The sequence below is a fragment of the Marinomonas sp. 15G6-16 genome (assembly GCF_055809555.1).
Genome location: NZ_CM147916.1, coordinates 1,363,174 through 1,382,977, shown reverse-complemented (window position 1 = coordinate 1,382,977; position 19,804 = coordinate 1,363,174). Strand labels below are relative to the sequence as shown.

15 protein-coding genes are annotated in these 19,804 nt (G+C 43.1%); 8 read left to right on the top strand and 7 right to left on the bottom strand.

Annotated elements, in window-relative coordinates:
• Positions 1 to 64: 64 nt before the first annotated feature.
• The 5 genes from AC0L46_RS06700 to AC0L46_RS06680 all read left to right on the top strand — a co-directional run bounded on the left by AC0L46_RS06700 (position 65) and on the right by AC0L46_RS06680 (position 6,241).
• Entirely contained in the window at positions 65 to 982 is a 918-nt protein-coding gene (locus tag AC0L46_RS06700) for a LysR substrate-binding domain-containing protein (protein ID WP_414681220.1), read from the top strand.
• A gap of 101 nt (positions 983 to 1,083) precedes the next feature.
• The gene (gpmI, locus tag AC0L46_RS06695) at positions 1,084 to 2,613 is read left to right on the top strand and encodes a 2,3-bisphosphoglycerate-independent phosphoglycerate mutase (RefSeq protein WP_473506734.1); all 1,530 of its coding nucleotides are present in this window, start codon (positions 1,084 to 1,086) and stop codon (positions 2,611 to 2,613) included.
• Between the two features lie 7 nt (positions 2,614 to 2,620).
• Positions 2,621 to 3,760, top strand: coding sequence for a murein hydrolase activator EnvC family protein (locus AC0L46_RS06690; RefSeq protein WP_473506732.1), 1,140 nt, complete (start codon positions 2,621 to 2,623; stop codon positions 3,758 to 3,760).
• A gap of 119 nt (positions 3,761 to 3,879) precedes the next feature.
• On the top strand, positions 3,880 to 5,157 hold the full coding sequence (locus AC0L46_RS06685) for a S41 family peptidase (protein WP_473506730.1): 1,278 nt from the start codon (positions 3,880 to 3,882) through the stop codon (positions 5,155 to 5,157).
• Between the two features lie 55 nt (positions 5,158 to 5,212).
• Positions 5,213 to 6,241, top strand: coding sequence for a divergent polysaccharide deacetylase family protein (locus AC0L46_RS06680; RefSeq protein ID WP_473506728.1), 1,029 nt, complete (start codon positions 5,213 to 5,215; stop codon positions 6,239 to 6,241).
• 97 nt (positions 6,242 to 6,338) lie between these two features.
• Here the strand turns inward: AC0L46_RS06680 and tsaC are convergent, their stop codons facing one another.
• The 5 genes from tsaC to glnA all read right to left on the bottom strand — a co-directional run bounded on the left by tsaC (position 6,339) and on the right by glnA (position 11,695).
• Positions 6,339 to 6,896 carry an L-threonylcarbamoyladenylate synthase type 1 TsaC gene (gene tsaC / locus AC0L46_RS06675; protein WP_473506726.1) on the bottom strand — a complete coding sequence of 186 codons (558 nt, stop codon included), beginning with the start codon at positions 6,894 to 6,896 and terminating at the stop codon, positions 6,339 to 6,341.
• A gap of 138 nt (positions 6,897 to 7,034) precedes the next feature.
• The gene (locus tag AC0L46_RS06670; RefSeq protein ID WP_317002523.1) at positions 7,035 to 7,412 is read right to left on the bottom strand and encodes a DUF3461 family protein; all 378 of its coding nucleotides are present in this window, start codon (positions 7,410 to 7,412) and stop codon (positions 7,035 to 7,037) included.
• 150 nt (positions 7,413 to 7,562) lie between these two features.
• Positions 7,563 to 8,999: a nitrogen regulation protein NR(I) gene (ntrC, locus tag AC0L46_RS06665; RefSeq protein ID WP_414681226.1), complete on the bottom strand. Its 1,437-nt coding sequence runs from the start codon at positions 8,997 to 8,999 to the stop codon at positions 7,563 to 7,565.
• Entirely contained in the window at positions 8,996 to 10,081 is a 1,086-nt protein-coding gene (glnL, locus tag AC0L46_RS06660) for a nitrogen regulation protein NR(II) (RefSeq protein WP_414681227.1), read from the bottom strand. The genes ntrC and glnL overlap by 4 nt, the downstream gene beginning before the upstream one ends.
• Positions 10,082 to 10,288: 207 nt before the next feature.
• A complete protein-coding gene (gene glnA / locus AC0L46_RS06655) occupies positions 10,289 to 11,695 on the bottom strand; it encodes a glutamate--ammonia ligase (protein WP_414681228.1) in 1,407 nt (468 codons plus the stop codon).
• Positions 11,696 to 12,023: 328 nt separating this feature from the next.
• Here glnA and thiI point away from each other — a divergent pair, with 328 nt between their 5' ends.
• From thiI to dtd, 3 genes are all read left to right on the top strand, one after another.
• The gene (gene thiI, locus AC0L46_RS06650; protein ID WP_473506723.1) at positions 12,024 to 13,478 is read left to right on the top strand and encodes a tRNA uracil 4-sulfurtransferase ThiI; all 1,455 of its coding nucleotides are present in this window, start codon (positions 12,024 to 12,026) and stop codon (positions 13,476 to 13,478) included.
• Between the two features lie 249 nt (positions 13,479 to 13,727).
• Complete coding sequence (gene typA, locus AC0L46_RS06645) at positions 13,728 to 15,548, top strand: translational GTPase TypA (RefSeq protein ID WP_414681230.1); 1,821 nt, start codon at positions 13,728 to 13,730, stop codon at positions 15,546 to 15,548.
• Between the two features lie 166 nt (positions 15,549 to 15,714).
• A complete protein-coding gene (gene dtd / locus AC0L46_RS06640; protein ID WP_473506721.1) occupies positions 15,715 to 16,149 on the top strand; it encodes a D-aminoacyl-tRNA deacylase in 435 nt (144 codons plus the stop codon).
• A 110-nt stretch (positions 16,150 to 16,259) separates the two neighbouring features.
• On the opposite strand, the gene AC0L46_RS06635 is transcribed toward dtd, so the two are convergent.
• Positions 16,260 to 17,774: a BCCT family transporter gene (locus tag AC0L46_RS06635; RefSeq protein ID WP_473506719.1), complete on the bottom strand. Its 1,515-nt coding sequence runs from the start codon at positions 17,772 to 17,774 to the stop codon at positions 16,260 to 16,262.
• 27 nt (positions 17,775 to 17,801) lie between these two features.
• Complete coding sequence (locus AC0L46_RS06630; protein WP_473506717.1) at positions 17,802 to 19,796, bottom strand: CocE/NonD family hydrolase; 1,995 nt, start codon at positions 19,794 to 19,796, stop codon at positions 17,802 to 17,804.
• Positions 19,797 to 19,804 lie beyond the last annotated feature (8 nt).

Below are 19,804 nucleotides of genomic sequence, written 5' to 3'. Positions count from 1 at the left end.
GCCATTAAGCGGTTGGGAATACAGTTAATATAGGATAAAGTGGTGGTCTTCTGTATTGGATTTTATGAGTAACGTCTGGATGCGCCGCTATATCCCATCATCAACGGCTTTAAAATGTTTTGAAGCCTCCGTTCGTCATTTGAGTTTTACCAAAGCGGCCGAAGAGCTTTATCTCACTCAAAGTGCCGTCAGCCGCCAAATACGTAACTTGGAAGAGTTCCTCGCGCGGGACTTGTTTATTCGGCTTAATAAGAGGCTTGTGCTGACAGGTTCGGGCGCGGCTTATTACAAAGAAGTGGTGCCTTTGCTTGATGGAATGGAAAGCGCATGTTTGCGCATGTTGCATCGAGAAGATGAGAAGATCACGTTAACCATTTCTTCCTTGCCCACATTAGCTTCTTATTGGTTAATGCCTCGCCTTGCTGAGTTTCAAGCGGAACACCCTCAGTTTCAAGTCAAAGTTCAATCGCTGGATGATGCAGCGAAAATCGACCCTGACAATATCGATATCATTTTACATTATGGCGGTGATCATTGGCCGCGAGCTGTTTCCCATCAGCTTATACGCGAGCAAGTGGTTGCTGTTTGTTCGCCTGAGTTATTAACGAGAATCGGCGGTGAAGACCACAAAGAATGGCATGTTGAAGACGTTACCTTGTTTCCTTTTCTGCATCTATCGTCACGCATTAATGCTTGGCCTGATTGGATGGTGGCGCAAGGGCTAGAAAGCGGGTCGTTTTCCGGTGCATCTTTTGCGCATTTCCACATGGTATTAGAAGCCGCTAAAAATGGTATGGGGATTGCGATTTTGCCGAGTATTTTGGCTGAAAGAAGCTTACAGACTGGGGATCTGGTCGCGCCGTTTGGCGAGCAAGTGACAACACCTCACGAATACCTTTTGTCTTACCCTGCTGACAAAGCGGATTTAGAGCAAGTCATGATTTTTCGTGACTGGTTATTGGCGAAAATGAAGGCATCATAACTAAAATTAATAATCTGAATAGGCACGGTGTGCTGTAACAAAATTACAAGCCTGTGGTAGTATCAAACCATAATCATGATCAATTTACGGGATAGATTTACATGAACAAACAAACAACCGCACTTTTTATTCTAGATGGATGGGGCTACAGCGAAACGTCTACATCTAACGCTATTGCTGCAGCGAACACACCTAATTGGGACGCACTTTGGAGCGAAAAGCCTCATTCTTTGATTAAAACATCTGGAATGGCGGTAGGTTTGCCAGAAGGTCAAATGGGTAACTCTGAAGTTGGCCACATGAACCTAGGCGCAGGCCGAATTGTTTATCAAAACTTTACTCGTATTGGTAAAGCGATTGAAGACGGTTCTTTTTTTGAAAACGAAGCCTTGGTTAATGCGGTAGACAAAGCCGTAGCTGCGGGTAAAGCGGTTCATGTTTTAGGTTTGCTTTCTAACGGCGGTGTTCACAGCCATCACGAACAAATCATGGCAATGTGTGAATTGGCTGCTAAACGTGGTGCGAAAGCGGTTTATGTTCATGGCTTTACTGACGGGCGTGATACTCCACCTCGCTCTGCAAAAACACCAGCAGCGGAATTGAATGCGAAATTGGCTGAGTTGGGCGTAGGTAAAATTGCGACTTTAACTGGCCGTTATTACGCAATGGACCGTGATAATCGCTGGGATCGTGTTCAAACAGCTTACGATGCGATTGTTTTGGGCAAAGGTGAGTTCCATGCTGAAACGGCTGAAGAAGCCATTCAAGCAGCTTACGATCGCGATGAAAACGATGAGTTTGTTAAAGCAAGCATCATTGGTGAATCTGCACCAGTTGAAGATGGCGATGCAATTATCTTCGCTAACTTCCGCCCAGACCGTGCTCGTCAATTGACACGCTCTTTCACAGACGCAGGCTTTGATGGTTTTGAACGTGCTGTTTACCCTAAATTGTCTGCATTCGTGACCTTTACTGAATTTGCATCTGATATTGCAGCAGACGTTGCTTTCCCACCTGTTGCCTTGAGTAACACTTTGGGCGAAGTGCTAGCGAAAAACGATAAGAAGCAATTGCGTATCGCTGAGACAGAAAAATACGCGCACGTTACTTTCTTCTTTAATGGCGGCGAAGAGTCTCTATTTGAAGGTGAAGAGCGTGAATTGATCCCATCTCCAAATGTTGCGACATACGACCTACAACCAGAAATGAGCGCTCCAGAAGTGACAGATAAATTGGTTGAAGTGATCGAAGCTGGCAAATACGACACCATCATTTGTAACTTTGCGAATGGCGACATGGTTGGCCACAGTGGTATTTTTGAAGCGGCAGTTAAAGCAGTAGAAGCCGTTGATGCTTGTCTAGGTCGTATCCTTGAAGCGCTAAAAGTGAATGGTGGCCAATGTTTGATTACGGCTGACCACGGTAACGTAGAGCAAATGTTGAGTGAAGATGGTTCTCAGCCGCTGACATCTCACACGATCGGCCCTGTGCCTTTGGTATTGGTTTCACCAACACCTGGTCTAGGTTTGAAAGAAGGTGCTTTGTGTGACCTTGCTCCAACATTGTTGGATATGATGGGCCTTGAACAGCCAGCTGAAATGACAGGCGTAAGCTTGCTTACTCGTTCATGAGGTTAGAATGAAGGTTATAGCCCGCGGCTTTTTATTGTGTTTGATTATGTTGTCCAGCTTCGGCTGGGCAGCAGGTGAGCCACAAACGCCCGCGGAAGCAAAACAGCAAATTCAGGCTTTGCAAAAAGATCTGCAAAAACTGAATTCGTGGCTGAAAGATCTTAAATCAGAGCGATCTAGTGTAGAAAAGCAACTTGAAGGCAAAGAAAAAGAGATTCAAGACCTGCTGAAAAAGATCCAGACGATTCAAGAAAGTCTCAAGAAAGGAGAAACGCAGCTGAGCGAATTACGCGTTCAGCAGCGGTCACTTCAGCTGAGTATTCAGCAACAAAACGAACAAATAGCCGCCCAATTAAGGGCGGTTTATCGTTCCGGCGATGAAGAAAGTATTAAGCTATTATTGAATGGGGATGACTCGGAAGATTCAGAGCGTTTGGTTCAATACAATCGGTACTTTTCCACGGCTCGTCAGTCTTTGATAAATGGTTTTATAAATGAGGTGAGCGATTTAAACCTCGTTGAGAAAAGCATACGCAGTCATCGCGCGCAGCAAGCCAGAGAAGAAGTTGCTCTAAAAGAAGAAAGAGCAAGATTGACAGGGCAACAAGCAGAAAGACGTAATTTATTGGCTAAATTGAATAAAGATTTAGCAAATGGTGATAAACGTTCTCAGCAGCTATTGAAAGATCAGCAAAACCTACAAGATATGTTAAAACGCTTGGAAGAAGCGTTAGCAGATGTTCAAATTCCTGACCCTGATGTGCCTTTTGCTTCACAGCGAGGAAAGTTAGTGCGACCTTTGAATAAGATTACGCGCTTGCCTTCAGATGGCAGTATTAATTTGGGTGGTGTGACATTGAAGGCGCAAGAAGGTGAACCTGTTCGTGCGATTTTCCAAGGACGAGTGGTTTTCTCTGACTGGATGCGAGGTTTTGGTTTTCTGCTAATTTTAGATCATGGTGACGGTTATATGTCACTATATGGCTACAACCAAAGCTTACTGAAAGACGTTGGTGAGTGGGTTGGCGCTAATGATGTCGTTGCTATGGCTGGCAGTTCTGGTGGACGACAAGATTCGGCTCTATTTTTTGCAATTCGTCATAATGGAACACCTTTAACGCCTCTTTCTTGGGTTGTGTCTGGTTAGCGGTTTCCATATCTAATACATTTGGCATTTGTCTGATGAGCTATTTTAGCAAGACTTGTGCTCGACAATTCGCAGCCGCTTAATTGGCTAGAAACGTATAAACAGCAATAGGTATAAATATGATCAAAAGTTTGCGTCAACGAATTTCCAGTCTGTTCATGGCGCTGATGCTGTTGCCTATTCTGTCTTCTGGTGTTCAGGCTAAAGATACTTTACCTACCGCCGAGATTCAGTCTTTCGTTGAGACGTTTGAAACCATACACGAAGGTTACGTTGAGACCCTTTCTGATGAAGACATACTTCACAAAGCATTGAAAGGCATGGTGTCCGGCCTTGATCCTCATTCTGAATATTTCACCAAAAGCGAACTGGCAGACTTTGATGAGCTTACATCAGGGAATTACGCTGGCATTGGTGTAGAAGTCGAGATGAAAGATAACCTCTTGACGATTATCACTCCGATTGACGGTTCTCCTGCGGCAGAAGCGGGTATCTTACCGGGTGACGTTATTGTCCGAATCGACAGCACATTGATTTCCGATTTAAGCATGCAGGATATTGTTGGCTTAATGCGTGGAGATGTTGGCTCGAAAGTGAAATTGGCAATAGAGCGTGAGGGTGAAATCAAAAATTATGAGTTGACTCGTAGGCTGGTGGAAGACGAAAGTGTGTCGAGCAAATGGCTAGGTAATGGTATTGCGTATTTTCGTATCAGTCAGTTTCAAAGTGACAGTAGCCGAGAATTTTCTAGCGCGATTAAAACGATGACCAAAGAGGAGCCTATTCAAGCGGTTGTTTTGGATCTTCGTAATAATCCAGGCGGTGTTTTACAAAGCGCGGTGGGCATAGTTGATGCTTTTGTTGATGAAGGCTTAATCGTCTACACAAAAGGCAGACACGAGCTTTCTAGGAGTGAATTTACGGCCACTAAAAAGAACACCTTACTAGGGAAAGTTCCTGTCGTTGTCTTGATTAATGAAGGTTCTGCTTCTGCATCTGAAATTGTTGCGGGCGCTTTGCAAGACCATAATCGAGCTGTGGTCTTAGGTACAGAAAGTTTTGGTAAAGGTTCCGTTCAAACGGTTATTCCTCTATCAAATGGCGATGCTGTAAAGTTAACGACAGCGCTTTACTACACGCCAAATGGTCGCTCTATTCAAGCTCAAGGCATTACGCCTGATCTCATTGTGCCGCAGGCGACTTTGTCTGTAGAAAAAGGTCAGTTCTTCGTCAAAGAAGCGGAACTAAAAGGTCACTTAAGCAATGGCACTGGTGGTGAAGAACGCACCAGCGCTGACGCTCAACCTGAGATTGGTGAGCTAGCAAACTCGGATTTTCAGTTATTTCAAGCTGTTAGTATTTTGAAAACCTTGCCTAAGTTAGTTCAAATCCAGTGATTTCTTATTTAAAACTATTTATGTCTCTCTACGCGTTAAAAAGCTCCTGTAAAACTTGGTTTACGGGGAGTCTTTTTTTATTTTTTCTGTTACCTGTATCGCCGCAGAATTTAATGATGAAACCTCTACTCTTGTACATCCTGAGTCGCTTGGCCCTGTAATAGAAAAGTCTCAAGGTGAAGTGGAGTTTTTTGGTGAGCCCATTATTTATACTGCCAAGCCTTGGCAGCCAGCGCTTGTGCCTTTTTTGGATGAGCAGCTGAAATATGAGGCGTTAAAAAATGCATTGCCTGAAACTCAATCGACTGATGAGAAATCATTGGTAGAAAAGACACAAGACTCAACCCCAGAACCAGTTGTTGCTCCTGAAACAGAAGCGGCGGATTCTTATCCAGAGCAAGCTGTTATCGCTATCTTGATTGATGACTTAGGTTACAACCGACAAGGTATGGAAGCTTCTCTCGCATTACCTAAAGAAGTCGCGCTCGCGATCTTGCCAGAAACACCTTACGCACAAAAAACGGCTGTTACTTCACAGGAGCAGCAACGCATTACCTTATTGCACGCTCCTATGGAAAACCAACGAGAGTTGGCGCTTGGGCCTGGCGGCTTATATGCAAAGATGACAAAAGAAGAGTTGAAGGCGACACTAAAAAAAGATCTGGATGGTTTGCCTGGAATACAGGGCGTTAATAACCATATGGGAAGTTTACTCACCACGAAAGCTGACTCGATGACGTGGGTAATGGAAGTGTTACAAGGTCGCTCGCTTTTCTTTATCGACAGTTTAACGAGTCCAAAAAGTGTCGCGGAAAAAATAGCGAAACAGCATGGTTTGAAAACAGTGACACGAGATGTGTTCCTAGACAATATTCGTACTGAACAAGCGATTGATAAGCAGTTCTCTCGCTTGATAAAGCTTGCTCGACGTCATGGTAGCGCGTTGGCAATTGGTCATCCTTATCCAGAAACAACTTCCTATCTTAAAAAGCGTTTAGAAAGCTTAGAGCAAGATGGCGTTGTTCTTGTTCCTTTATCTAAAATTCTACTGGCTCCTGATTTAGCTAAGCCTTCGACTAAATAGAATAAACGAAGCGACATCTTGCTTATGCACAAAGCAAAATGTCGCTTTTTTTATGTCTGTGAATAACTTATGTTGTTTTGCACAGGTTTTTTATATGTCAGGCTCTGAAAAGTGTGTCTGAAATGATGTCTCGAACTTGTGACGGCTGGGAAGCACCTCCTAACGGCGCATCATAAATAGCATCGACTTTGTCACCAAAGTAAGCACTTACTTCTTCCGCTGTCATCGCTGGATTTAATCCTGCAGGATTGGCTGATGTCGATACAAGGACGCCTTGAAATGCTTCACAAAGTGCTTGAACTGGCTTGTGTTGAGACAAACGAATAGCGACGCTTTGGTGTTCCCCTCTGACCCAACTTGGAGTGATGCTTGTGTCTGGCACAACCCAAGAAGTAGGTGTTTCGTTAATACTAATCAATCGATCGGCAACCTTGGGTTCTAAGGTATTTAACCAAGGTGTTAGTTGTTGTTCAGCTCCTGCAATAAGAATAAGCCCTTTGTATTCTGGTCGAGATTTAAGGTCCAGAATTCGTCTTACGGCAGATTCATTGAAAGGGTCACAACCTAGACCCCAAACCGCTTCGGTTGGGTAGGCGATAACGCCACCTTGTTTGAGAATAGTGGCAAGCTCAGAAGGCGAACGAACAAGATTCATAAAAGTAATACTCAAAAAGAAATAGTAAAACGGGAATTGTAGCGGGATATGCTGAGTGGAGCTAGTGAGGCATTGGCTGACTGTGTTGGTCAGCCAATGTGAGCAGAAACTAGGTATGTATGTTTCAAGAGAGCCAAATTACATGGCGTCAATTTTTGCCTTAATTTCTTGAATTTTGTTTGTCATAACTCTTTCTAGGTGTTCAAGCTCTTTCACTAGATCTTCTTTCGTGGCTTTCTCTTCATGCTGTCTACCAACAATTTTTTCTAGCTCTTCCATTGCTCGTAGAACAGTTAAAGAAGGTTCTTGTACTTGGCGATAAGTTTGTTGACCACCGTCTGCAAGTACGGTTTTTGTAGAACGGCCAAATTTGAACTTTTTGCTTTTTGGAAGCAAAGAGCCTTTTTCGCGGCGGTAGTAAATTTTTAAAACGTCGTTTCCGCCTTCATAGCGAAGCGTGAATTTTTCAATATCCTGGATGCTTGTGATGCCCATGGATTGAAGTGTTGGATACATAACCATTTCCCTTCATTAATAATCAGTTAACAGACTTTATTAGTATGGGATTGCACGTATAAAAGCAAGTCAAAATGCGTAGAAAATTGAGATAGCACAGACAATGACGTATTAAGCCTGTCTATGCTATCTCATCTTTATGGGAGGTGATTAATCTTCGTCTTGCTCTGCGTGATCAATATTCAACTCTTTGATCTTTCTGGTAAGCGTATTTCGTCCCCAACCTAATAGAAGGGAAGCATCACGACGACGACCGCCAGTATGCGCCAAAGCGGTTTCTATCATGATGCGTTCAAACTTAGGGACAGCTTGATCAAGAATGCCTTTTTGGCCTGTTGCTAGCGTGCTGTCTACCCAGTTCTTAAGCGCATCTTCCCAAGAAGCAAAAGGTTGTTCTTGAGGAACAGAAGTCAGCAACTCTGGTGGTAAATCTTCAACGAGCACTTCTCGGCCAGATGCCATCACAATTAACCAGCGACAGGTGTTCTCTAATTGACGAACGTTACCTGGCCAATCGAGCTGAGTAAGGTAGTTTTCTGTTTCTTTAGTGAGTATTTTTGGCTCAACAGATAACTCTTCTGCGGCACGGCTCAAGAAATGACGGGCAAGCTTAGGAATGTCTTCGCGGCGTTCAGCAAGCTTAGGCAAATGAATGCGAATTACGTTTAAACGGTGGAATAAATCTTCACGGAACGAACCTTTTTGCACCAAGGTTTCTAGGTTTTGGTGAGTCGCCGCAATAATTCGCACATCTACTTTTACAGGTGTGTGACCGCCAACGCGATAAAACTCCCCATCGGCCAAAACTCGTAACAAACGAGTTTGTGTTTCCGCTGGCATATCACCAATTTCATCTAGGAACAGGGTGCCGCCATTTGCTTGTTCAAAGCGTCCGCGACGCTGTGTGTTTGCGCCAGTAAATGCGCCTTTTTCATGACCAAATAACTCGGACTCGATTAAATCGTGCGGAATGGCTGCCATGTTCAAGGCGATGAAAGGGTTTGCTGAACGAGGGCTGTGAGTGTGGAGTGCTTGAGCAACCAACTCTTTACCTGTGCCAGATTCACCATTGATTAAGACGGTGATATTGGAATTAGCAAGTCGCCCAATAGCACGGAAGACCTCTTGCATAGCCGGTGCTTCACCAATGATCTCTTTGTCTACTTGAGGAACGGCTTCTTCCTCTGGCATATCGTCCGTACTAGGGCGTGAATTTTTGTGGTGCAGCATGGCGCGTTTTACAAGGCTTACCGCTTCTTCCACATCAAATGGTTTTGGTAAATATTCAAATGCACCACCTTGATAAGATGCGACGGCACTTTCAAGGTCTGAGTGAGCTGTCATGATAATAACAGGCAAGTAAGGGTGGTCATTTTGCAGCTTATCAAGAAGCTCTAAACCGTCCATGCCAGGCATGCGAATGTCACTGATGATGGCGCTTGGCTGTTCTTTGTCTATCATGTTGACGAGGTTTTCAGCCGAGTCAAACAAACGACATTGGATGCCTTCTTGTTCTAGAGTCTTTTCCAATACCCAGCGAATAGAGCGATCATCGTCAACAATCCATACAGTTTCATCTTGTGTCATGTGTTTTTCTCCTGGCCTTGGACTGATGTCTCAATGGGAATTAATATATTGAATTCGGTGTGTTGTGGGTGGCTATTGCATTCGATGATGCCATGATGCTGATGAACAACCGATTGGGAGATAGATAAGCCCAGTCCGGTTCCGTCAGCTCTGCCACTAACCATGGGATAAAATAACGTTTTCATAATGGATTCAGGTATGCCTGGCCCATTGTCGATAATGCTGATTTTGCAAACTAGACGATGTCGTTTTGAGCCGATAGTAAATTGGCGCAAGGTACGAGTGACCATGCGAATTGTCTTTTGCTGGCTGTCTTGATCTTCCATCAATGCTTGCATGGCATTTCGAGTAATGTTCAACAGCGCTTGTATCAGCTGAGATTCGTCGCCGATTAAATCTGGAATACTTGGGTCATAATCTCGAATCAATTTGATTTTATTGTCCGTTTCAACGGAAATCAGTTGTCGAACACGCTCAAGCACTTTGTGAATATTTAATGGCTTGTTTTTAGGGATTTGTCTTGGGCCGAGCAAACGATCAACAAGGTCTCGTAGACGATCGGATTCTTCAATAATGACTTGGGTGTAGTCATTTAAAGCTTCGTCAGTAAATGCACGGCTAATTAATTGTGCAGCACCACGAATTCCACCTAATGGGTTTTTAATTTCATGGGCAAGTCCACGAACTAATTCTTTGCTGCTTTCGTGGTTCGCAATAATTTCGTCTTCTTGGGAAATTCGCTTCATTCTATCGCGAGGGTAGAGTTCTATAATGAGGCTTTCTGTTGCGTTTGATGACCCCATAATTGGCGTCACAGTGTAATCGCAGAAAAGCTTTTTTGAATTTACTCGCTCAATTTCTGCTTCACGTTTCGTAAAGGCATGACCTGTCTCAATAGCAGAATATAAGGCACTGATACTGTTCTCGTTTTCACGAAAAGCAGAGCTTAAGTCGTTACCATAAATTCGGCGACGGCTAACCGCGAGCAGCATTTCTGCAGCAGGATTTAAGTATTCTATCTCTAATTTATTATTCACTTGAATAATAGCGGTAGATAGATGATCGATTAATAAACTATACAAAACAAAGCCTCTTTATTGACCATTCACTATGTGCAAAAAGCGAACCAACATTGGGCACTTTGAAATGGCTTATATATATAAGGTATCTGTTTTAAACAAAAAATAATACGCACAATTGTGGTGCGTTATGTGGTGTGCATTTTTTAAGTGCAAAAAAAAGCCTCGATCTAAATCGAGGCTTTCGTGTTTACTGAGCAGTTTTAAAGATTAAACGCTGTAGTAAAGTTCGAACTCAAGAGGAGTTGTTGTCATTGCAACGCGTTGAGCTTCACCTGCTTTAAGGTCGATGTAAGCATCGATCATGTCGTCAGAGAATACACCGCCTTGAGTCAAGAACTCACGGTCTTCGCTTAGGCACTTAAGCGCTTCTTCTAGGCTGCCAGCAACTTGTGGGATAGCTGCTGCTTCTTCAGCTGGAAGATCGTACAAATCTTTGTCTGCTGCATCGCCAGGGTGAATCTTGTTTTTGATACCGTCAAGGCCAGCCATCAACATAGCTGCGAAAGCTAGGTATGGGTTAGCAGTTGGATCAGGGAAACGAGCTTCGATACGCTTGCCTTTAGGGCTTGCAACGTAAGGAATACGGATAGAAGCAGAACGGTTACGAGCTGAGTAAGCTAGCATAACTGGTGCTTCAAAACCTGGAACAAGACGCTTGTAAGAGTTAGTTGAAGCGTTTGTGAATGCGTTCAACGCTTTAGCGTGCTTGATGATACCACCGATGTAGTAAAGAGCTGTTTCAGATAGACCAGCGTATTGGTCACCAGCAAATTGGTTAACGCCATCTTTCCAGAAAGATTGGTGAACGTGCATACCAGAACCGTTATCGCCAACGATTGGTTTTGGCATGAATGTCGCTGTTTTGCCGTAAGCGTGAGCAACATTGTGTACACAGTACTTAAGGATTTGAACTTCGTCTGCTTTTTTAACTAGTGTGTTAAATTTAGCGCCGATTTCGTTTTGACCAGCAGTTGCTACTTCATGGTGATGAACTTCGATTTCCAAGCCCATAGATTCCATTGCGCCACACATTGCAGCACGAAGGTCATGGTGAGAGTCAACTGGTGGTACTGGGAAGTAACCGCCTTTAACAGTTGGACGGTGGCCCATGTTGCCGCCTTCAAATTTCTTGTTTGAAGCCCAAGCAGCTTCTTCTGCGTTGATTTCAACACAAGAACCTGACATGTCAGTTTTCCACTTAACATCGTCAAATACGAAGAATTCTGGCTCAGGACCGAAGAATGCAGTGTCACCAAGGCCTGTAGATTTAAGGAATTCTTCTGCACGTAAAGCAACAGAACGAGGATCGCGATCGTAACCTTGCATAGTAGAAGGTTCGATAATGTTACAACGAACAATAACAGTCGCTTCTTCAGTGAAAGGATCGATAATAGCTGTATCGTCCTGAGGCATCATGATCATGTCGGATTCGTTGATGCCTTTCCAGCCAGCGATGGATGAACCATCAAACATCTGACCAGTCTCAAAAAACTCTTCGTCTACCGTAATAGCTGGAATAGATACGTGTTGCTCTTTACCTTTAAAATCGGTAAAGCGAAGGTCAACCCACTTCGCGTCATGCTCAGCAATCAAGGCAAGGGTCTTGTTTGACATAGTTGTTCTCCAGTCGTAGTTAAAGCGAAATTACTTTCTATTTAAAAGTGCTTCAATATAAAGCGCCATTTGCAGAATAGAAAGCACAACTTGTGCCAGAAATTTGTGCGATCGAATAATTCTATCTATAACAATAATTTAGACCCAATAAATATTATTTCCGCTTGGTTAGTGAACATAAATAGCGCTCTAAATATAACTTTTGCACTTTTATGGTTCATTTTTTTGTGAATTTGTTTTGTTTTGGTGCAAATTTAGTGTTTTCGTATCGATTGTCTTTTCTTTATACTGTGCGCCTTTCTAACCTCCGGTATATATCGCAACTCCTATGAAATTTATTGTTAAATTCTTTGCAGAAATCACGATCAAAAGTCGCCCTGTAAGAAAGTCCTTCATCAAGCAACTCAGACATAACGTTAAGTTGGTTCTAAAAAAATACGATGCCGATGTTACCGTTGCCGGTAATTGGGATTTTATTGAAATATTTTCTGAGCGCGATGATTTACGTGAAGAATTTACAGAAGCTTTATCTAACATAGCCGGTATTGCTCACTTCCAGTTTGTACGTGAATTTCCACTTGTTGATTTAGATGGCATTGTTGATGAAGCGCTTGTGTCTTATGGCGACGTTCTTAAGGATGCCGTTTTCGCGGTACGCGTGAAGCGTGTTGGTAAACATCACGATTTCACCTCGGTTGAAGCTGAACGCCATATTGGTGGTTGTTTAAAAGCACGCTCTGGCGCGCTGGCCGTTCGTTTGAAAAATCCAGAAGTCTTGGTACCTATCGATATTCGTGACGACAGAGTTTGGATGATCGAACAGCGAGTGGAAGGTTTAGGTGGTTATCCTCTTGGTTCACAAGATCCGGTTTTGTCTCTTATGTCTGGCGGTTATGACTCTACCGTGAGCTCTTATCTAACGATGAGTCGTGGATTAAAAACGCATTTTTGCTTTTTTAATCTTGGTGGTGATGCCCACGAAATTGGTGTGAAGCAGGTTTCTCATTATATTTGGGAGAAATACGGTTCTTCATTGAACGTAAAATTCATTACGGTTCCATTTGAAGCGGTTGTGGGTGAGATTTTAACCAAAGTCGATAATGCCGAAATGGGCGTTATCTTAAAGCGTATGATGTTACGTGCGGCTTCTCAAGTAATGGAAGAGGTCGGCGCTAAAGCCTTGGTGACGGGAGAAAGCGTTGCTCAGGTATCAAGTCAAACATTGATGAATTTGAAAGTGATTGATCAAGTTACTGAAGAGCTGGTGCTACGTCCTTTGGTGACAATGAACAAACAAGAAATTATCGATAAAGCCATTGATATTGGTACGGCGCCCTTTGCGGCGAGTATGCCTGAGTTCTGTGGTGTTATTTCGGTAAAACCGACGACACGAGCAAAGATGCACCGTGTTGAAAAACAAGAATCTAACTTTGATTTTGATGTGCTTGAGCAAGCCGTTGCGAATGCGAAGATTATGTCTATCCAAAACGTGATGGATGACGTAGCGAAGCAATATCAAGGTGAAGTGCCAGTGGTGAGAATGCCTGTTGGTGATGAAGTGATTATTGATATTCGTCATCCAGATGAAGCAAGTCATCGCCCATTGAAAGTAAGTGGACGTCCAGTCAAAGTTATTCCATTTTTTGCTCTCGATTCTAATTGGGCTGAAATGGAAAAAGACGTCACTCATTTACTTTATTGCGGTAAAGGCGTGATGAGCCGAATGCATGCCTCTTACTTATTAGGTAAAGGCCATGAGAATGTTGGTGTTTATTTACCTTAATTAAGAAATGAAAAGTCGTAGCATTTTTGTAGTAAATGAATGCTACTGTTTTGAATTCAGCGCAGTTTATTACTCGATTGGTCTATTTTTGTGGATTTTTTTACTCACTTTAATGGGATATTTATCAATATAAGGGTACAATTGCGCGAATTTTACCCCGCACCAAGATCCGAGACGCTTGAAGAGCATACCCGCCCGAGTCAAGCGGCGGTATATCTTTTTGCTCAAATCAAATGCAGAGAATTATAAATGTCTAATGATATTAGTAAGTTACGCAATATAGCCATTATTGCGCACGTTGACCATGGTAAGACTACCCTAGTTGATAAATTGTTAAGCCAGTCTGGCACCTTGGATCGTAAAGACGAAGGTTCCGAGCGAATCATGGACTCTAACGATCAAGAAAAAGAACGTGGTATTACCATTTTGGCGAAAAACACAGCCATCAAATGGAACGACTACCGTATTAATATCGTAGACACACCTGGGCACGCCGACTTCGGTGGTGAAGTAGAACGTGTACTTTCGATGGTTGACTGTGTATGTCTATTGGTTGATGCCGTTGATGGTCCAATGCCGCAAACACGTTTTGTAACATCAAAAGCATTTGAGCAAGGTTTGCGTCCTATTGTTGTTATCAACAAAATTGACCGTCCTGGTGCTCGCCCTGATTGGGTTATGGATCAAGTATTTGATTTGTTCGACAGCCTTGGTGCAACGGAAGATCAGCTAGATTTCCCTGTTATTTATGCTTCTGCAATCAATGGTATCGCTGGTACTGATCCAGAAGAAATGGCAGAAGACATGACGCCTCTGTATCAAATGATTGTAGACAGTGTTCCTGCTCCAGATGTTGATCCAGCTGGTTCTTTCCAAATGCAGGTTTCTGCATTGGATTACGACAGCTATGTTGGTGTAATCGGTGTAGGTCGTATCACTCGTGGTAGCTTGTCTCCAAACCAGCAGGTTGTTATCAAGTCTGCAGACGGTTCTGAGCGTAAAGGTAAAGTACTTAACGTGAAAGGCTACCTTGGTCTTGATCGTATCGATACAGATCTTGCAACAGCAGGTGACATCGTTTGTATCAACGGTATCGATAAACTAAGTATCTCTGATACTTTGTGTGATCCTGATTGTGTTGAAGCTTTGCCTGCATTGAGTGTAGATGAGCCAACGGTAAGCATGAACTTTATCGTTAACAACTCTCCGTTTGCTGGTAAAGAAGGTAAGTTCGTTACTTCTCGTAATATTAAAGATCGTTTGGATCAAGAGCTTATCCACAACGTAGCATTGCGAGTTAAACAAGGTGATACGCCAGATAAATTTATCGTTTCTGGTCGTGGTGAATTACACCTTTCTGTATTGATCGAAACAATGCGTCGTGAAGGCTTCGAGATGGGTGTATCTCGTCCTGAAGTAGTAACAAAAGAAATTGATGGCGTAAAATGCGAACCATTTGAAGTTGTGGTTATTGATGTTGAAGAACAGCATCAAGGCGCGATCATGGAAGAAGTTGGTCTTCGTAAAGGCGAACTAACTAACATGGAACCAGATGGTAAAGGCCGTATTCGCCTTGAATTCATGATGCCTTCTCGTGGTTTGATCGGCTTCCGTGGTTTGTTCCTAACATTGACGTCTGGTTCAGGTATTTTGACCAGTGTATTTGACCATTACGGACCAGTGAAAGACGGTGAAGTACAAAGCCGTAAGAATGGTGTGTTGGTAAGTATGTTGTCTGGTAAAACAGCCGCTTACGCTTTGTTCAACTTGCAGAGCCGTGGCCGTATGTTCCTAGGTCATGCTGTTGAAGTTTACGAAGGTCAAATCATCGGTATTCACTCTCGTGACAATGACTTGGCAATTAACCCTATTAAAGGTAAGCAGCTGACTAACGTGCGTGCATCTGGTACAGATGAAGCGTTAACTTTGACGCCGCCAATCAAGCATACACTTGAGCAAGCGCTTGAGTTTATCGAAGACGATGAATTGGTAGAAGTAACGCCAGAAAGCATCCGTATTCGTAAGAAGCTATTGACTGAAAACGAGCGTAAACGCGCTGGTCGTAAGTAAGAGCTTCACTAAAGCGACTGGTCGAGTCGCTTTTAAAGAGCAGCAGCAAATGAGTTTATGCAAATAAACTCAGGAGCGACAGAAGCGCCTTCGGGCGCTTTTGTTTTTTTCTGGCATTTGATAAAGTGAAATGTAGCAAGCAGGTTTGATTTAAAAAGAGGCCGTTATGAAGGTTCTAATACAAAGAGCATTAAGCGCCAGTGTGGTTGTAGAGGGTGAAACCATTGGCGCTATCGATCACGGGCAACTGGTTTTGGTCGGTATAGAAAAAGGCGATACGGAAGTGGATACACAGCGCTTGGCAGATAAACTTCTTAAGTATCGAATGTTTGGTGACGAAGAAGGGAAAATGAACCTGAACGTTCAGCAAGTGAATGGCGGTGTTTTATTGGTGTCGCAATTCACCTTAGCGGCAGAAACCAAAAAAGGCTTGCGTCCAGGGTTCTCAACAGCAGCCATTCCAGCGGAAGGCGAACGTCTCTTTAATGACTTTGTAGAAAAAGTACGAGCACAATACAGCAAAGTAGAAACAGGGCAGTTTGGAGCTGACATGAAAGTCTCTTTTACCAATGACGGCCCTGTTACTTTCATGTTGGATTGAACGTAATCATCAGGTTATAGGTAGTGAGTGATTGGCCCTTTAAAAAAGCAAAGCGCCGGATGTATTACATCAGACGCTTTGGTTGTTTTATAAGTATGAATGGGCAAAACTTAATTTAAGTGTGATGGATTCTTGATCCATTTTACTAAGGTAAAACTACAAGCCAAAATAATGAGTGTTGCCGGCAAGCCTCCAAGATTAGACAAAGATTTCACCCCACTAATACCAACAGTACTGACCATTATCCAAGCCACTAAACCTATGATCGTTCCCCATAGAATTTTTATTGGTAGCCCTGTCCCTTCATTTGAGTTTGCGTCGAAGCCTTTTACACACAAGTCTCCAATAGCATCTGTACTTGAATCGGCTGCGGTTACATAAGATATAAACGCAATGAAAACCAATATAAGCGATGTAATAGCGCCGATCGGAAGTTCACCGAATATATGATATAGAAGGTTTTCGATACCTCCATCATTCAATACAGCATATAGAGCGCCGTTGCTTGTTTGATCCATGTAAATGGCTGTGCCAGCGAAGACAGAGATCCATAGCAAAATAAATAAGCTAGGGTAGACAACATTGACAGTAATGAACTCACGCACAGTGTAGCCACGAGCAATTTTACCTAAAAACATTGCAGTAATTGGCGCCCAAGCAAACCACACAGCCCAGTAGAATACACTCCACCATTGTGGCCAAGGGTCATTGGCTGCTTGTCCAGTGAACAGGCTTAAGCGGAAAAAGTTTTGCAAGAAAGCGCCGGCCCCTTCAACACCAATACCTAAAATGTACAGAGTTGGGCCAAAGATGAATGTAAACACAAACAATGCAATTAACAGCCAAAAGTTTACTGCGGAAAATTGAGCGATTCCTTTGATTAATCCACGAGTGGCAGATAAGACAAAAGTAATGACAACGACACCAATAACAATGCCAAGAGTAAGAGCATTTTTATCTATGTCGATAAATTGATTCATTCCGCCTAGCAAGGTTAAAGCGCCTGTCCCTAAAGAGGATGACATGCCAAGTACTAAAGAGTACAAAGCCAAAGCGTCAATGATGTCGCCCATTTTGCCAGTAACATACTTGCCGAATACAGGTCGCAATAAGCTGCTAATTGAATATGGCATTTTTAGGTTGTGGAAGGCTAAAGCAAAAATCAGAGCCGGAACAGCATAAATGGAATAAGGCGTCGGTCCCCAATGTAAAAACATGGCAGAGAAAGAAAACAGTACAGCGTCTGCACTATTTGGCTCGATCCCCCAGCTTTCTGGTGCCGAATGTAGGTGGTATAAAGGCTCCGCTGTTGTCCAAAACAATACACCGACAGCTAAAGTGGTACATAGTACAATCATAAACCAGCGTGCTTTACTGACTTTAGGAGTGGCGTTATCACCACCAATTCGGATATCGCCGAGTTTGGAGAAGTACGTAATAACTATGAGTACTAATAAATAAAAGCTACCTAAACTGAACAACCAAGAAAAGTGAGATAGCACAAAGTTATTGGCAAATTTGGTATAAGCCGTAAACAGCTCTAAATCTACCAAACTGAAAATGAGGGCTCCTACTAATACCAGAAAAGTAGGGAAAAACACTAATGGCCTTAGTGATTTAAACATGTCTATATTCCTCTGAGTGATATTCGACTATACGCCGATTCTTTTAATGTTTTCTTTAAACTCTTTACTGAACACCTGCTCTCCATCACGGAATGCTTTCCATGTGCAATTGACGTAAAAATATTTATCGTCACATTGCATGTGATATTCTCCTTGTAAACTTGTCCACCAGCCTTCACGCCCCATTTGTAATTCAAATTGTAGCTTTGATTCAGCACTGAGCGGATCATCAGGGTGAATGTTTTGCCACTGACTCATCTTCATATCAATTTCAGTATCGCAGGAATTTAAGTGCTGTCGACCAAAGTCGTCATGGGTTTCTAAAGTCACTAAGCCTGTTTTGTAGTTCTTTTTCACAAAGCGTTGGCTGTCTGATAGCCGCATAGATGAACCGTCATAAGATACTGGTGTGTCGTAGTAAGGTGGTTCTTGTTCGGTAAAAATGTTGTCTCGGTACGGTACGTCTATATAGCTTTTTGAAGCGTCTATTGTGATGGTCGCTTTATCCGGAGAAGGCCAAATAAGTGGCCAGTAGGCTGTAGATATCGCGATTCTTATTCGATGACCTTTAGGGACTTTGTAGGCAATATTTTTAAGCGGTAAAGAGATTTTATAGCGCTCATCAGGTACTAATGGGCAGACCTCTTCATGACTGTTTCGATGAGTTAGATTTAGCACACCAATACTGATTCGTGTTGCTTGGTTATCTGGTGAAACATCACAGATGCGTACAACCAAATTGGCTGTTGGTGTGTTAGAGCTTAAAGCTAAATTTGCTATCACTTTACCAGTAATTGCAAAGTCTTCGTCTAATGGTAAGGTGTCGAAACATAATGAGCCAGCATCATCTGGACTTTGCTCAGCAGGTTGTTCCATATCTAAACGAATTCCCACACACAAGCGCCCGCCTTCAAGTCCTAACGATTGCGGTGAACAAATGCTTTGCTCTAGTGCTTCTGGTTGGTGCTCGGTCGCTAATCTGCCGCTATTAGGGTAAAAGCGTTTGTTTTTAGTGCGAGGTGAAGGCCAGCTTGGCTCAGAGATCCATTGTCCTGGGCGATGTTCATAATCAACTTTGGCTGGCACGCTATCTTGTAAGTAGTAGTTCAACACTGGTTCGTCATCAATGCCGTTTTCAATCCCTTTTAACCAGCGATCCCACCATCGTACAGACTCTGAAACATAATCTATTTTAGGGTTAGGATAAGCGATGTTTGGGTATTTATGAGCCCAGGGTCCTATCAGGCCACGGGTTGGCACTTCAAGGTTTTCCAATAAGCGAAACACGGTGTCTCGGTAGTTGTCCGCCCAACCACCTATCGCATAAACAGGGATTTTGATGTCGCTATAGTTCTCACAAATAGAGCCATGTTTCCAATAGTCATCACGAGTTTGATGGCTTAACCATGGTTTAGCTAAAAATGGCATGTCCTGTAAGCGCGCTAACCAAGTATCAAACCAACTTTCACCAACCAGCTTTTTATCTGGTGCTCTTCCTTGGGCGTAGGCCCAAAAGAAGGCGGCCCAATCAAGGTTGTCATTAAGTAGGCAGCCCCCCATATAATGAACATCTTCATTATAACGATCGTCAGAAGAGCAAATTGTAATAATACTTTTTAAGGCTGGTGGACTTAGAGCGGCGATTTGAAGTGAATTAAAGCCACCCCATGAGATTCCCACCATACCAACATTGCCATTACACCAAGTTTGATCAGCAATCCAAGCAATAACATCAACGCCGTCGTTTAGTTCTTGTTGTGAGTATTCATCATCAAAGAGGCCTTCAGACTCCCCACAGCCGCGTAAATCAACACGAATGCAGGCATAACCTTGCTTGGCTGTTTGCGCCATGGTTATTTCATCTCGTATGACTGTGCCGTCGTTTTTTCGATAAGGCAGGAACTCTAAAATGGCAGGTACTGGATTGTCTTCGGCGTCATCCGGCAACCATGCACGGTAAGCTAATTGAGTACCATCTGGTAATGGCAGCATGCTGTGGTGTATTTGCTTAATCGTTTTCATAATGCCTT